We start from the raw sequence: 14,121 nt of genomic DNA on the forward strand, positions 1-14,121 counted from the left end.
TTGTATGCGCTCAGATAGTTGCCAACCAAAACGCTCTTATTTACAAAATGTATGACGCTGCACAGCCGTGACACTCTCCTTGTATTTCTGCCATACTGTCATCTCCCCCGATTTTTTTCACTCTCCGAGTAGAAGGTAGCCAATAGGTTAACTTGCTAGAAATAGTACATACCCAGACACCAAAAGTGGGAGCAGAACCAGTAAACTCTTCACTGGTATCATAAGAAGGCTGCCAAGTTGAACCCGGATAATTAGAAGTTTCACCGTTGGCAAAAGCAAAATGAGAGCATGACAAATAAATTAAAATTACTAAAAAAGTAAGTATATAACGACGATTCTTATAAGTGAAATATCGCATAAATCAACAGGCTTAACTGAAAAGCAGGGCTGACTACATTATTGTAAGCATCAAGCAAAAAACACATTTGATGCTCATATCCGAAGAATTCCACTGAAGGACATTCACTAGAACCAGGAATGAATCCACCATTATATAAAAAATCCATTGGAAAAAAATTCCAAAATATCTGAGTAGTGCAATATTCTATTTCTTTATCGTCATCAATATGAAATCTTGGGCCAGTATCAATTTCGACCTCAAGAGTAGCTTCAGAACCGTCATTGCCACCACCAGTACTACCTGAATCTCCAGTCGAACCACCACTGGCAAAAGCTGATGATGATAAAATCAATATAAATACAGATATAATCAAAAATCTACGAAATATAATCATAGTAAAAAATTTGATTATTGTACAACAATCAAGTAAGGGAAGTTTAAGAACTTCCCGATAAATTAAATTAAAAGATTTACAAGTTGTTAAGAATGATGCGTCGGAACACCTGGAATGCAGCAGAAGCACCGCCAGAACCAGCTAAAACAGTAGTCATAGAAGACACCATTCCCTCAAGCATTCCAGCTACACTACCAACCTTAGCAATCTCATCAGCAAGCACCAATTGAGCAAGAACTACATTGGGAGTCGCAAGAGAAAAAACAGTTGCAGTCAAGGCACAGCGGCCAACTGTAAAAATAACTTTCCTTTGACCATCAGTAAAGTGATAAGTGTTTGGGACATTGGTGTTTAAATACTTCCAAACCTGAGTTTTATAGGGGATAGAAGGAGTAGATGGAATATCAGTGTTTAAGAAATTCCAAGCTTTAGATAATAAAGCAGACAATTGTTAAGTCCTCAAAATACACAGCTTTAAATTGATGCAGAAAGCATCGGCAAGGCTTAGTTCATAAGCCTTGATATACTTTCTAATTTTTAAAAAGGCTAACAGCCAGAACCGAAGCAGCTAGAAAGGCTAAATAGCGAGCACTTACTTCAATACCCCAATCAACAGCAGCTTGAAAATAAGCTACCAAGCTGTCAGGGTCAGGAAGAGGAAGGGCATTGGTAGCTATAGATGGAAAACAAAACATAAATACTAAAAAATTAGTAAGAATAGCTAAAAAAAAATACTTTTTCTTCATTTAATTATTTTTTTCAAAATATAGCCCAGAGAAACTACAGAAATGACAGTAGTTATATTTCCAGTTGATAAAGACTGAAGACCACCAGTAAAACCATAAAAATCATCAGACGATCCAACTGATGGATGAAAAGAAGACCCAGGGCTATGAGAAAGTAAACAGCTTAATTCAAGGGATGCAGGATAATCACCAATGGAGTCAGAAAGAGAAGGAAACAAATCTAAGTCTTTGCAATAAGGTTTGGTCATTTTACCTCTTAATCAATAGTCTAATCACAAATATTCCTGCTGTAGCTGCTACCCACTTTTGAAGCTCTGGGTCAATACGAGCTATGACACCATCTACGAACTCTTGAGGAGTTAATGGCATCTGAAATTGCCATATATTAGCTATTACTGGACTTTGAGCTAGAAGAACTAACGTTATTGAAAGCACGCATAGCAGCAGCACTTTTTTTTGTGTTTTTTTTATGAGAATTATCAGTGCTTTTGCCTTTGAAGTAAAAATAATTCCACCCCAAAAAAGTGACTACAAAACTGATGATAACTAAAGGTACATTAATCATTTTTTATATCCTTAAAAAAAGAGTTGAAAAATTTTGAATGAAATTGCAATTATATAGACAGATACTATTGCGGGACCAAAACCATCTAGGATACTAGTGAAAAGGATGACCGCGTCAGTCAAAGAAATAGTTTCCATTTAATCTGAACCGAAAGTGCGGACAGGTATAGATGAATAGATAAGATGGAGGACCAGTATCAAAATTGAAAAAATAGTCAATTTTGACAGAAATAAAGTTAGAGGAGCATGAACTTGTAAGTCCTCAAGAGGAATAAAAGAAATGCAATCATTAAATGACAAAGTCAAAGACTGCATGGGTTCTCCAAATGTTCTAATCTGACAGAGTTCATTCTCGGAAGTATAGCGGACAAACCCAGTCTCATTACCATCAGTGGTAGCGAAATTAGCACGAAAAAAGATAACTTCGCCAGGAGGTAATGACTGAGCAAGCGAAGGACTAGGCAGCAGTAGGAACAGAAGCAGGAGCAAGCTGACTATAAAACTTGTCAAGACACTCCGAATGGCGAACAACTTTAAGAATATCGCGGTAAATAGTTGAAGCATATACGTTAGCCCTACTTTCTCTAGACTCTGGTATGAGTTCAGGAGACATTGCAAAATCAAGAGCGACAATGTCACCGATTTGTAAATCTAAAAGCTTCTGTGTAGAAGCATCAGGGGAATTTAATAACTCATTTGGAAGAGAGAACTTTAACGTTGGCTTAAATGATGAAAATTTTGAGAGTAACAAACTCTCAAAAGCTTTTTCAGGAGGAAGGTCATAATTATATTCCTTAATATAGTCAGGACATTGAAAATAGAATTCCATACCTCGACCATCGTCTTTTATTAGTTTCTTGCAAAAAAGAGCTTCTTTACAAACAACAGGAATTAGAGTTTTCTTTGAAAGGCCCATATCAATTCACCTCACTTACATAATGATTTAATTGATTATCCCAGGTAAAATTAATTAAAGGATAATCAGATTTTTTGTTGCTTAATTTATCTAAATACTCAGACTCACTAAAAATCAAATCAGGGTCGGTATTTAGAAATCGAAAATACTCACTGAAGATTCCAGAATGAGAAAAACTCCTCAATCCTGATACTTGAACAGCAGCCTCACCAACCCATTTATAATTAGACACGTAGTCAGAAGGTTTAAACTCATATTTAGTGAGTTCTAAAAGGCTCCTTGAATCATCAGGTAAAACAGCTTCAACCCAAACTTGAGGATTGTAGTCAAGTCGAAGGGCATCTCGCCAAATAGACTGCCAGCCTGAATAATCTAAATAATTATCCCTGTCAAAATAAGCGTCATCAACTGCTATCAGAAGATGAAAATGAGGATGACAAAAGCTTTCATCACTTTTAGACATAGTCACCTCAAAGCACCTCAAATAACCCCTCAAAGATTTAAGATTGTAAGTTAAATTGTCTTTAAATCTTTTAAAGCCCGGAGTAAGCACATATTTGAAATAGCTTCTAAGTTGAGTTAATAGGGGATTGCGAACAGTTAAAGTCAAAAATATATATCTAAACTTTTTAGATATATGAGGCCAAATTGAAAGGGATTTAGCCTGATACATTTTTGAACGACGAAAACTGCACATCGGACAAAAGCGAACTCTACAAAAGTTAGCAGACCTAAGTCTTAAACCTTTAGAGGTTTCAGCAAAAGTCAAACGACTAGCACAATTCCTAATCCTATATGACCAGTGCATTAGGTCAGGATAACCATAATGTTGATATGCTAAATCAAAAAGATTAGCTGTTTGCCGCTTTTCACGATAAAAACTGCTAAATTTGTAGTCTGAAGATTGACCAACTTCAGATAAAACAAATTTTCCATAATGTCTACTGACAGGAAAATTAGCTAATGAAATTGTCATCTAATTGCTTACTATCTTCAACAGTTTTCCCAGAAGGAAGTTGGCGCAAAGAGGGGGGAGAAGGTAAAGAGGGAGGGGAAAAAACCTCTATCGATTCAACGTCAACGTAGGGAATCTCAACATCATGGACAAAAGAATTATCCACATTGATTCTTTGATTCAAACGCTGACTAGCTATTTTAAGAACGATATCAGTATAGTTATCGCCCAAAGCTATACCAGCATTAATAATTTTCTCTGGTACTTCCATAAATTCAAAGTTAAATTATGAACATGAATCTAATATGGCAAAAGGATATGGAAAACGCAAGAGGAAAAATAAAAGTGTAGTAAATCACGACAGTAATTATACGTTAGAAGAATATAAAGAATGAACAAAAATAGCAACTAAATGACAACGATTTTTAAGTTTATATTTCTTGAACATTCGACATAGCTTACAAGAGACGTACGAATAACTAAAATGTAAAATGTCAGCAATTTCACGGTCAGACAAACCAGAAGTCATCAGAGAAAGAAGACGAAACTCAGACTTAGTGAATTTGATAAATGATTTTTGAGGAAATTCTAACATGATTAAAAAGGCCAAATTTATATAAATTTAGTTATAGCATTTTTTCCACACTTATCCCTTATGTATCAAGAAAAGAAGATAGGGCGCAGCGGTGTCGGACGGGTCGCGGGGCGACCCAAAGCCTCAACACCATCTACATCACCTATCTAACTGACTAGACACTTCAATTGACAGTGTACTATACTGTACAGTAGACAGTATAGTGTACATACAAATCCATAATGAACATCCAAGAACTACTTTCAAAATACGGGCTAAATACAAGAGCAGCACTCTATAATCGCCTTGACTTTTTATCAATAAAATTGTCAAAAGACCCTAATGGTAAATCTTTTGCAACTGATGAGCAGCTAAAGGAACTGGACAATTTGCATGAACATATCAAGGCCGGGAATAAAATGTCAACTTTCTTAAAAACAGTAGATGTGGACATAGTAGAAACTCCCACTGAACATATCACTAGACAGTCTAGCAGACAGTCTAGTAGACAGTATACTAGACAGTCCAGTAGACAGAACAATGAAAATATTTCATCATCAAATATCAAAGCTGAGGAATTACTTGAAGTGTTAGTAGGTGCAATCGCTCTTTCTATAAATCCTCAAAACAATACTTTAGAAAAATATCGTGTCTTAGATGAATGTCAATCGAAAAGGTGGCTTCTGACTAGCAAAGATATTCAGCAGATATTAGGTCAAAGGCCAAGAAGGAAAAAAGGCTGTGATTATTGCGTTATATCAGGTTGGCGTTTCAATATTGTAGATAAATCAGGAAACCAGTACCTGTGGAATGTTTCTCGGGCTGAGTTTCATAATTAGAGTTGGCACTAGATTACAGCTTCTCTAGTTTTACGCCAATTAATAAATAAGTAATATGTTTGTAGTTTGTATAGTGACAACTAGACAGCTTACTAGACAGCAAGTATGAGCGATCGCTATTACTATAAAAGTAGAAAATAAGTATGAGCGATCGCTATTACTATAAAAGTAGAAAATAAGTATGAGCGATCGCTATTACTATAAAGACAAAAAAGCTGAAACGTATATACAACCTATATAGTAGTGGCTAGACAGGCTAAAGGCTATAGGCTATATATAAAGATGGTAGCCCCCTGGAATGAGTTGAGAGTGTGTCCAATCGCATTATATTGAGCACCAATAGGTAAGGCCTAGACAAATGCTAGGCCAATCAACATCCTTGCGGATGAAGATAGTTATTGGTATGATGTGATTGCTTAGTCCAACAACAACCAAATCACCATGGAAAATTCTACCATTTTTCCTCATCACTATCAAGAGATGAGGGAAAGTTTCATTGACGATTCCTTAATTGCACTCAACATTCAGTCTCTGTCAGGGTTTCAAGCACAAGATAAATATTTTCAATACTGGGAAGGCAAACGTCTCAACACCGGAATCCCACCAAGAAAACTTATAGAAAACACAAATCACTTCTGGGATGGAGTGTGGTTTGTCCACGTCGAAACAATTTCTGGCCTTAAACCTCACTTCAAACCAGACAATCCCAGAATAATAGATGACAAAACTCTAAAGTATGAGCAAATAAAAAGTTCACCAAACGGAGCATTTCTCCCAAAAATAACTTATGGACATATAAAAAAGATAGCAAAAAGGAATTCTATTCGGTCTTACCCTAAAGGATACTTAGATGCTCATTTTCCAGAAGCTTGGGAGTGGATTGCTCAAAATAAGAGGATTTCGATCGCCATTACCGAAGGTTGGAAAAAGGCTCTAGCCCTTATGTCGATTGGGATTCCAGCTATTGGCCTTTCAGGAGTTCACAACTTCAACAACTCCGCACAGAATAAAACTTTATTACCAGTTTTCTTTCACTTCAAACAACATATATTCTGTTTTTTCTATGACAACGATAGAAAAGAAAAAACAATCAAAACTGTAAATGCAGCAATCACCAAACTATGTAGACAAATATCTTTAGCAGGCATATCTAAAAAGTTTGAACGTTGCACATGGACGAACACTATTTCTAAGGGAATAGATGACTATTTATTCGACCATAATGGGGATGAAAAACATTTAGAGTATAAAACAATTTTGCCTGGTCAATTCTATCAACAAGTTGAACCAGACTTAATATTAGATACTAGGTATTTAACAGACAGAAACCGTAACTGTTGTCAAGAGTTAAAAGAGGTATTAGACAACAATAAAGTAGTTGTAATTAAATCAGAGAAAGGAACAGCAAAAACTGAGGCTATAAGTGACTATACTGCAAAGTTTCAGGAAGTTGGAACTAAAATATTAATCCCTACTCACAGGATACAACTTATGAGTGAGCTATCTAGACGATTTCAAATTGCGAACGCTTTTAACCACAGAAAATCTTTAGATAAAGCACTAGGAATCACACTTTGTATTGATTCTATGCATGCTAACAGCTCAGTAAAATTTGATGTAGAAAGGTATATTGGATGCGTATTAGTTATAGATGAAGTAGACCAAGTATTAGAGCACTTAATATCATCTACAACAGATGTAAAAAAACATCGGCCAGAAATAATAGAAATACTTATCAGGATATTTAGGTCGGCAGAAAAAGTAATAGTCGCAAGTGCTGATATAACTCAGGATGTTATTGATTTCCTAGAAACAAATTGTGAGGAAAAAGTTTATATTGTTGAGAATAAATATAAATCAACGAATGGTTCTTGCAATATTTATATTCAATCAAAACCTGAGCCATTTCTAGATGATTTCTTTAAGGCAGCAGACAGAGGAGAAAATATAATTTTCTTTACTAATAGTCAAAAATTATCTAGTTCGTATAGTACTCAGAATTTAGAAATATTACTCAAGGAAAAATATCCACATTGCAAAATAATGAGAGTCGATTCTCATACAGTTGCAGACCCAACTAGGGAAGAATATATGTGTATGGAAAATGTTAATAAGTTCATCGACGAAAAAATGCCTGACATCTTATTAATTTCCCCTGTTCTTGAAACAGGAATAGATATAAGTACAGACTACTTTGACAGTTACTGGGGAATGAACTGGGGAGTTACTTCAGTCAATTCATTTAGTCAGGCAATGGCAAGAGTGAGAGAAGCTATTCCAAGATATATTTGGTCATCAAATAGTTCTAGTTCTATAGTAGGTAATGGAAGTTGTTTTTCTAGTGGATTAGTTAAGAGCCAGAAGCATCAATCAGAAATTAATAAGTTGATATTTCTTTCCTTTGATGATGAATTAAACTGGTACACTAATGATTCTTGTTTAAAGTACTGGGCAGAAAGAGGAGCCGTCAATAATACACAAAAGAAAATGATGGTGAAATCAGTGATTGCAAAATTTGCTAGCGATTACAAAAACATTAAAATCATCGAAGAAACAAGTAGTATTGATACAAATGAGTCTATTAGGCAAAAAATAAGTACGAATAAAAAAAGTAATATTGACAGTTATCACAAGGGAATAGTTACAGCGCCTTTTATCGACAATAAAACATTCAAATCGTTAATAGATAAAAAGGAGAAAACTTTTGAAGACCGTTGTACTGAAAGGAAAAATTCATTGATTAGGTATATTGCTCCAAGAACTATGAAGGTAGAGATAACTAAAGGGCTTTTGGAAATCCAGGATAGTGGTCTGATGCCTAAGATAAATTTACACTGGTTGTTAATTCAAGGTTTAAAGTTTTCACATGACTTTGATTCGATGAGGGTAGAAGACGGAGAGTTTTCCATTGATTTAAATAAGAAGTTAATAGCTCCTAAAATAGCTTATTTGATTCAATTTAGGGTATTGGAAATAATTAACAACTCGTCAGATTATTACTATTCATCACATCCTCTTGTAGTAGAAACAGGTTCACACGTTCGTTCCGGGTTCAACAGCATCCGAGAATCGAAAATGACGATTAGGGATTTATGGAGCATTAAAAGGCTTTCGGAAAAGTCTACTGAATGGAACCTCACAAAGTGGTGTTTGGGACTATTAGGCTTTGAATTTAAGCTATCTCGTAGGTCTAAAAATTCAAGACTGTACTCTTTGATAGATATTGCTGGTGAATTTCGGTCTCTGATTTTTGAGTTCTGGGATGTCGAAAGGTCGTTGAATCAGGAAGATTAGACCACAAGGTGACAAATAGCAGAATGACAAATATCCATATATGGATCTATATATGGATATTTGTCACCAAAAACATGAAATTTTATACACGGCCATCTACGTATTCTATATTACATCTTAGATATTACAAAAATCTTGTAGTATGACAGTTCCCATGTATAAAATAAAACCATATAAACGTCTTACTAATGTTTATACCTTTAGTAAGACAGTTGTATGGTTTAATGGACATTATGAGTAGTTGGTGGACATAATATTGGTATAAGCGATCGTTTATACTTTACAGTCATACTATGCTTATTCCCCAGCCATTTATACTTGCTGGGGAATGACGTCAGTATAAGCGATCGCTTATACTTATAATTCCTACTCCATAGTAATAGCGATCGCTCATACCAATTGCCTCTACTCCATAGTAATAGCGATCGCTCATACCAATTGCCTCTACTCCATAGTAATAGCGATCGCTCATACCAATTATTCCTACTTTATAGTAATAGTGATCGCTTATACTTATGCAGCAGGTAAAACGCCTAAAAGCCTCAAAGAACTACAACTAAACAAACTAACACAACTGCGACTAAACTTGTGGAAGTTCGCAAAGCCTCATCTTCCACAAGCTAAGTCTTAGTAATGTGTTCCGTCTCGAAAGAGCCGTCGTTTGTTAAGTTTCCGTAATCTTTGAGTCTTTCTTACGGCTACAAAAGGTCAGACAATATTATATTGATGCCTAAAAATTTAGTAGTGAGCAGAAGCACAAAATAAGAGACTTTGTCTTCCTTATTTTGTGCTTCCCAAACAAACATATTTATATTCGGTTGCTGCGCTTTTCTTTCCTGAGAACGTTAGCGATAACATTCTCAGACTCTTAAATCGGCACATGCAGTACCGCTACGCTGCACCTGTTTACCTAGACACGAGCTTGAATTGGAGTGAAACATAAATGTTAATTGGAAAATGCGCTCGGTCTAGGCCGCTAAAGCTAAACAGGTGCTACTGAATGTGCTGAACCTAATCGAACAAGTACTATTCAGATAAATTAAAATATACTAAAGAATAAATCACTTTTCTAGTCTCCTAATTGCTTCTTTATATATATGTTTATCTATAGAACTATCTAAAAGTTCATAATATAATAAAGTTTTATAAATTTTCCCTGAAGCTTTATAGACTTTAAAATTATAGTCATACTTCGATAAAGTTATAGCTCCAATAGTAATTAAAACTATTAAAGAAAGAGGCACAAATAATAATTCATCCTCAAAATGAAACACATTGTACAAAAAATAATAGATACAATAACAAGAAAGAAATGAAATCAGATAAAAAATAAAAGCATACAAACCTAAATTAGGCTTTTTTAAATACCTTATAGACATTAAGCTCACCTCAATAAGTTACAATAAATAAGTGATTTAGTTAAGTTTTCAATATAACTCTCTCTATCCTCAAATAAATAAAGATATTCATAGACTCCACAACTATAATATTCTACATAATATTTATCATTTTCTCCTACAAAATACACTTTCACCCAATCTTCATAAGAAATTGAAATAAAAGGAAGATTGTTTGAAGCCTCTATTTTATTCTCAAGCTTAAATTCCACTATACTCATAGCATCTGGAGCAACATCATCTTTAGAAAATATTTTCTTCATTAAATACCTGTTCCTATTAATAAATATTATAACAAATTAAGCTAAGTATATTGATACAATATTTCAGAAAGCTTATATGTGAACTTTTAGTGTGGCAATTGAAGAGAAGGAATTAATAATTATAAAGAATGTAGCGCTAACGCGCCACCAACAATATAATTATTAATCCTAAAAAGGTATTGAATTATCAATATCTACAGGCTCATAATAACCAATCTCATTATAAATTTTTTTCAAGTAAGAAGAATGATAGTGTTCTGAAAAAGGAAAATAGATTGTCAAATTAGAAAAACTATGACCCATTTCATCAGTTACATTAAAATACTTATACGGCAAAGGAAAAGCATCAGCAAAACCATATTTCTCAAAATATTCTCTTAATTCTTGTTGATTTTTTTTAGATATCCGATAATAAGTAACTATACGAACAGTAAGCACACATTCATCACAGGAATAGTAATAAGGTAGTTTCATTGCTTCTTTAAAAAGTTGCTGAATTTCCTGTATATAAATCTCTCTATATTTAAAAAAACAAGATAACCGATTGAAATCAACACACAAAAAACCACGTTCATAATTATAAGGCAAAGGCCAAGGAGAAGATAAATCCTTGCAGAACGAATAATTATAACAAGTTCCATGTTTATCCAAGATGCACTCAAAAGCTAATTTACAAGCCATTTTTGTTCCTAAATATTTATAAGAAATTGAAGGACAATTGTTTTCCTGCATAGGGAACAATAATAGATTTAATTCTAGTTCTGACTAAAGGTACAGAAGCTTTTACACATTGTACGTAATCAGATATATTAAATAAGGACAATTGATTGAAAAATTGAAGCTCAGGAAAGAAAAACTTGTAAGCAGCTTCCCAAGTCTTCCTAAACCTTAAATCTCCAAATCTTGAACGAACTTCGGAAGAAGAAATACATAATGAATATATCTGAGATTTCATATCCTTAATTCTCAATTTGAACATCTTTTTACCTCTTTCTTGATAAATATATTATAGCTTGAAATTAATAGGAAATCAAGAAATTACTTATACTGAAACTATTGTTAATAAAAATTGGAGTAATCATCTAAAAATATTCGTTTCTTATTGATGAGAAAAAACCAACCAAACAAAATAACGCTACTATTATACCAAAAAAACTGAACAAATATAAATGAAAAAAGTATACTGCTAGGTAAATATTGATAGGTTGAAATCACTAAACATAGCCACCAAAAAGGTAAAAGCCAACTCCCTGATATAACTCTAAAATCAACAAAGGCGTTATGAAATTTTACAGTACCTATACGACTAATTGCACCATCAATACCAACAGCTTTAGAAGGAAGTTGTTGCCACTGCCATAGTCTGCTATTACTGATTGCATTCCAGAAATTAGCACCGTAAGCAGAAATATAGTGATGCCGATGATAGCATTCCAGTGATATCACAGTGATTGCAATTACCAAGACAAGTAGCTTTAGGAAACGCGAGCGTAATTGCATAATAAATGCAAATGATATCACTGCTGTCGCAGAGCGGGAACGACAAGCGATAGCAGATGCAAGCAGTAAAGGCAAGTACGAGGGTGATATCGTAAAAGCAGCAGGAGCAAGAAAACCGTTAGCAAGTTCTTGTCTGTGTTCTCCACCAAAACCACAAAGCAGAATAATTGCAAGTGATATCGCACCTAATCTAAAACCAGAAGTTGGAAGCGATGAAGGTAATAGTGATATCAAAATGAAATCAATCAAGCCACCACCAATCTCGTAATGACCTAAAAGTGATTGCACAAAATTATCTGAACGTAAGTTAAAATAAAAAAGAGCTGCAATCAGTACAGCCCAAAGAAAATATTCGTGAGTGATTTCAAACTTAATTAAAACAATAATTGCAAGTATCATCATTCTTAGAGGTGCAATCATTGGTGAAATAATGAAAAGAAATATTAATAGATTTATCATTGATTGCATTTAAGTCTAATAGTACCAGATTGAAAAGGTAAAGCTTTAATTTTTACTTTAACATTAGGACAGTAACCGTTATCATTATCATCAACGCTATCACTGTCTTGAGCGCAAGAAGAAGATGGAACATTGTCTTGAGTTTGAGTGAAAGAATTAGTAGAATAAAACGCTCTAAGGAAAGGGGTAGTCAAAGGAGCGTCTGTATTGCAAGATGTTCCAGCACAATAACCAGAAAGAGTGCAAATACCACCTGAATTAAAGTAACCAGAGGGACAAAATTGCCTACTTTCATAGAGACGTAAATTGCAAGTCCTAGAAACGTAACACTGATTATTATTTATGAAAGGATCTGAATCAAAACAATTATTAGGTTGATAGCAAAAGGAATCTAAATAAGGGTCTGCATCAGCACAACGAAAAAAAGAAGTAGCTAAAAGTGCTAAAAAAAATGATGTCATCGTTATAATTAGAAAATATTAACTAATACAATTAAAAAATGTCATTAACATTGAAAGAAGAAGTAATTTTATTACTTTTATTAAGGTTGACTTCACTAATGTCATTAATCACTGAAAGGTCAAAACACTTAGAAAGATGTTCAATCAATAATTGTTGATGTTTCTTGTAAGCTTGATTAAAAGGAATTGAACTAAGATAATAATTTAATGACTTAATTAAAACCATTAAATATAATTTTGGATTGACAATTGATTCTAAAATAGAAAATATTTTAGAGTAAATTTCAGGAGAATTGAATATAGTAGGATAGGTATAATTTTGAATGTGGACATTATTTTTTTTTGATAATAATTGACTGCCCTTAAAGTATTAGGAAAATTAAAAAGTCTAGGGTCATCACCAATTGACTTATTAAAACTCTTATATACAGTAAAAAGCATTTTGTCTCCAAGTGATAAAGGAGAAATATGACGAAATTTAGAAAATCTCATTCGATGCATCTGATAATTAATTCCAGAGATTTTATCAGACTTAGCAAATAAATAATTATAAGCTTTATTTGTATAAGTATAATAAATTTTACTTATCATTTGACTAGCTCCACCAAGTCTCTTAGAAGGAGCAAGAATTGAAGAACATTCAATAATATAATTTGATTGACTTCTTAAAAGCTTGTCAACGTGGTCATAATGTTGAGAAATCCACCACAGTCTAATATGAAATTGTCTCATCATAGCTAAATTGGCTTGCCAGTTATCAGGCATATTCTGCCAATTTCTAGAGCTACAAAAAATACCAGCTTCATCCAGCACAAATATTTTTCTCCTGCCTTGAATGAATCTAGATAAATCAGTTTTGCCAGAAGCATTTGTGCAAGGTTTTACTTCAATGTTACTTAACTTAAGATGACGACAAACATTATGATATCCCATATAATAACAATAGTAATATAAAGCTTGAGCATTAATATCAAAATTGAAAACTAAACCATAATTCAACAAGTCTGCTTGCTGAAGAATTAAAGCTAAAGCTGACAAAGTTTTACCACTACCACGAGGAGGAGAATCTTTAGCAGAGACAACTCCATATATTTCGCCCTGCAATAAAAAATCATATTGTTTAACCATTACATTAAAACCTTGAAAGTGACTTGAAGATTTTGAAAGCAGCAACTAAAACTAAAACATTTCTAATATCATTAATCAAAGTATAAAAAATACCACGCCCCACAAAAGGAATATTATTACCAACTTCAAGAGAAATATTAGAAAGCCAAAGATTACTGGGAGTAGGAGAGTGAAAAAAATCGGGGGAGATGACAATATATGGTAATATGGACAAATGTCTAATTACTCCGAACCCGTTATCTACCAACTCAAAGTCGTACTACTGGGTATTAGTCCGATGATATGGCGTCG

Annotated in this window: 19 protein-coding genes; 2 read left to right on the plus strand and 17 right to left on the minus strand. The window is 33.8% G+C overall.

Annotation, left to right across the window (positions count from 1 at the left end):
• Positions 1-40: 40 nt before the first annotated feature.
• The 10 genes from F6K15_RS35300 to F6K15_RS35345 all read right to left on the minus strand — a co-directional run bounded on the left by F6K15_RS35300 (position 41) and on the right by F6K15_RS35345 (position 4,525).
• Positions 41-358, minus strand: coding sequence for a hypothetical protein (locus F6K15_RS35300; RefSeq protein WP_293070389.1), 318 nt, complete (start codon positions 356-358; stop codon positions 41-43).
• Positions 339-734: a hypothetical protein gene (locus F6K15_RS35305; RefSeq protein WP_293070390.1), complete on the minus strand. Its 396-nt coding sequence runs from the start codon at positions 732-734 to the stop codon at positions 339-341. The genes F6K15_RS35300 and F6K15_RS35305 overlap by 20 nt, the downstream gene beginning before the upstream one ends.
• 76 nt (positions 735-810) lie before the next feature.
• Entirely contained in the window at positions 811-1,182 is a 372-nt protein-coding gene (locus F6K15_RS35310) for a hypothetical protein (protein ID WP_293070392.1), read from the minus strand.
• A gap of 82 nt (positions 1,183-1,264) precedes the next feature.
• On the minus strand, positions 1,265-1,480 hold the full coding sequence (locus F6K15_RS35315; RefSeq protein WP_293070394.1) for a hypothetical protein: 216 nt from the start codon (positions 1,478-1,480) through the stop codon (positions 1,265-1,267).
• Entirely contained in the window at positions 1,477-1,728 is a 252-nt protein-coding gene (locus tag F6K15_RS35320; protein ID WP_293070396.1) for a hypothetical protein, read from the minus strand. Before F6K15_RS35320 ends, F6K15_RS35315 begins: the two co-directional genes overlap by 4 nt.
• A gap of 137 nt (positions 1,729-1,865) precedes the next feature.
• Complete coding sequence (locus tag F6K15_RS35325) at positions 1,866-2,045, minus strand: hypothetical protein (RefSeq protein ID WP_293070398.1); 180 nt, start codon at positions 2,043-2,045, stop codon at positions 1,866-1,868.
• A 456-nt stretch (positions 2,046-2,501) separates the two neighbouring features.
• Positions 2,502-2,960, minus strand: coding sequence for a hypothetical protein (locus F6K15_RS35330; protein WP_293070400.1), 459 nt, complete (start codon positions 2,958-2,960; stop codon positions 2,502-2,504).
• Position 2,961: 1 nt separating this feature from the next.
• Positions 2,962-3,936, minus strand: a complete 975-nt coding sequence (locus F6K15_RS35335; RefSeq protein ID WP_293070402.1) for a protein rep — start codon at positions 3,934-3,936, stop codon at positions 2,962-2,964.
• On the minus strand, positions 3,917-4,186 hold the full coding sequence (locus tag F6K15_RS35340) for a hypothetical protein (protein WP_293070404.1): 270 nt from the start codon (positions 4,184-4,186) through the stop codon (positions 3,917-3,919). Before F6K15_RS35340 ends, F6K15_RS35335 begins: the two co-directional genes overlap by 20 nt.
• Before the next feature lie 96 nt (positions 4,187-4,282).
• Positions 4,283-4,525 (minus strand): helix-turn-helix transcriptional regulator, encoded by a 243-nt coding sequence (locus F6K15_RS35345; protein WP_293070406.1) that lies wholly within the window; start codon positions 4,523-4,525, stop codon positions 4,283-4,285.
• Between the two features lie 206 nt (positions 4,526-4,731).
• Between F6K15_RS35345 and F6K15_RS35350 the strand changes: the two genes are divergently transcribed.
• Both F6K15_RS35350 and F6K15_RS35355 read left to right on the plus strand, forming a co-directional pair.
• The gene (locus tag F6K15_RS35350; RefSeq protein ID WP_293070408.1) at positions 4,732-5,328 is read left to right on the plus strand and encodes a hypothetical protein; all 597 of its coding nucleotides are present in this window, start codon (positions 4,732-4,734) and stop codon (positions 5,326-5,328) included.
• Positions 5,329-5,769: 441 nt separating this feature from the next.
• Complete coding sequence (locus F6K15_RS35355; RefSeq protein ID WP_293070409.1) at positions 5,770-8,622, plus strand: plasmid replication protein, CyRepA1 family; 2,853 nt, start codon at positions 5,770-5,772, stop codon at positions 8,620-8,622.
• Positions 8,623-8,956: 334 nt separating this feature from the next.
• Here the strand turns inward: F6K15_RS35355 and F6K15_RS35360 are convergent, their stop codons facing one another.
• From F6K15_RS35360 to F6K15_RS35390, 7 genes are all read right to left on the minus strand, one after another.
• On the minus strand, positions 8,957-9,094 hold the full coding sequence (locus tag F6K15_RS35360) for a hypothetical protein (protein ID WP_293070411.1): 138 nt from the start codon (positions 9,092-9,094) through the stop codon (positions 8,957-8,959).
• A 912-nt stretch (positions 9,095-10,006) separates the two neighbouring features.
• The gene (locus F6K15_RS35365; protein WP_293070413.1) at positions 10,007-10,282 is read right to left on the minus strand and encodes a hypothetical protein; all 276 of its coding nucleotides are present in this window, start codon (positions 10,280-10,282) and stop codon (positions 10,007-10,009) included.
• A gap of 168 nt (positions 10,283-10,450) precedes the next feature.
• On the minus strand, positions 10,451-10,963 hold the full coding sequence (locus F6K15_RS35370; RefSeq protein WP_293070415.1) for a hypothetical protein: 513 nt from the start codon (positions 10,961-10,963) through the stop codon (positions 10,451-10,453).
• Positions 10,964-11,341: 378 nt separating this feature from the next.
• Positions 11,342-12,241, minus strand: a complete 900-nt coding sequence (locus F6K15_RS35375; RefSeq protein WP_293070417.1) for a hypothetical protein — start codon at positions 12,239-12,241, stop codon at positions 11,342-11,344.
• Positions 12,238-12,702, minus strand: coding sequence for a hypothetical protein (locus F6K15_RS35380; protein ID WP_293070419.1), 465 nt, complete (start codon positions 12,700-12,702; stop codon positions 12,238-12,240). Before F6K15_RS35380 ends, F6K15_RS35375 begins: the two co-directional genes overlap by 4 nt.
• A 255-nt stretch (positions 12,703-12,957) precedes the next feature.
• A complete protein-coding gene (locus F6K15_RS35385) occupies positions 12,958-13,830 on the minus strand; it encodes a hypothetical protein (protein ID WP_293070421.1) in 873 nt (290 codons plus the stop codon).
• Positions 13,831-13,834: 4 nt separating this feature from the next.
• Positions 13,835-14,044, minus strand: a complete 210-nt coding sequence (locus tag F6K15_RS35390; RefSeq protein WP_293070423.1) for a hypothetical protein — start codon at positions 14,042-14,044, stop codon at positions 13,835-13,837.
• Positions 14,045-14,121: the final 77 nt, after the last annotated feature.

The organism is Okeania sp. SIO2B3, assembly GCF_010672525.1.
GTDB lineage: Bacteria > Cyanobacteriota > Cyanobacteriia > Cyanobacteriales > Microcoleaceae > Okeania.

What these genes read in the sequence shown, in the direction of transcription:
- F6K15_RS35355 (WP_293070409.1), top strand. Translation starts at nt 5,770, where the DNA reads ATGGAAAATTCTACCATTTTTCCTCATCACTATCAAGAGATGAGGGAA.
- F6K15_RS35335 (WP_293070402.1), bottom strand. Translation starts at nt 3,936, where the DNA reads ATGACAATTTCATTAGCTAATTTTCCTGTCAGTAGACATTATGGAAAA.
- F6K15_RS35325 (WP_293070398.1), bottom strand. Translation starts at nt 2,045, where the DNA reads ATGATTAATGTACCTTTAGTTATCATCAGTTTTGTAGTCACTTTTTTG.
- F6K15_RS35385 (WP_293070421.1), bottom strand. Translation starts at nt 13,830, where the DNA reads ATGGTTAAACAATATGATTTTTTATTGCAGGGCGAAATATATGGAGTT.
- F6K15_RS35305 (WP_293070390.1), bottom strand. Translation starts at nt 734, where the DNA reads ATGATTATATTTCGTAGATTTTTGATTATATCTGTATTTATATTGATT.
- F6K15_RS35365 (WP_293070413.1), bottom strand. Translation starts at nt 10,282, where the DNA reads ATGAAGAAAATATTTTCTAAAGATGATGTTGCTCCAGATGCTATGAGT.
- F6K15_RS35320 (WP_293070396.1), bottom strand. Translation starts at nt 1,728, where the DNA reads ATGACCAAACCTTATTGCAAAGACTTAGATTTGTTTCCTTCTCTTTCT.
- F6K15_RS35315 (WP_293070394.1), bottom strand. Translation starts at nt 1,480, where the DNA reads ATGAAGAAAAAGTATTTTTTTTTAGCTATTCTTACTAATTTTTTAGTA.
- F6K15_RS35300 (WP_293070389.1), bottom strand. Translation starts at nt 358, where the DNA reads ATGCGATATTTCACTTATAAGAATCGTCGTTATATACTTACTTTTTTA.
- F6K15_RS35370 (WP_293070415.1), bottom strand. Translation starts at nt 10,963, where the DNA reads ATGGCTTGTAAATTAGCTTTTGAGTGCATCTTGGATAAACATGGAACT.
- F6K15_RS35380 (WP_293070419.1), bottom strand. Translation starts at nt 12,702, where the DNA reads ATGACATCATTTTTTTTAGCACTTTTAGCTACTTCTTTTTTTCGTTGT.
- F6K15_RS35350 (WP_293070408.1), top strand. Translation starts at nt 4,732, where the DNA reads ATGAACATCCAAGAACTACTTTCAAAATACGGGCTAAATACAAGAGCA.
- F6K15_RS35375 (WP_293070417.1), bottom strand. Translation starts at nt 12,241, where the DNA reads ATGATAAATCTATTAATATTTCTTTTCATTATTTCACCAATGATTGCA.
- F6K15_RS35330 (WP_293070400.1), bottom strand. Translation starts at nt 2,960, where the DNA reads ATGGGCCTTTCAAAGAAAACTCTAATTCCTGTTGTTTGTAAAGAAGCT.
- F6K15_RS35340 (WP_293070404.1), bottom strand. Translation starts at nt 4,186, where the DNA reads ATGGAAGTACCAGAGAAAATTATTAATGCTGGTATAGCTTTGGGCGAT.
- F6K15_RS35360 (WP_293070411.1), bottom strand. Translation starts at nt 9,094, where the DNA reads ATGAGCGATCGCTATTACTATGGAGTAGAGGCAATTGGTATGAGCGAT.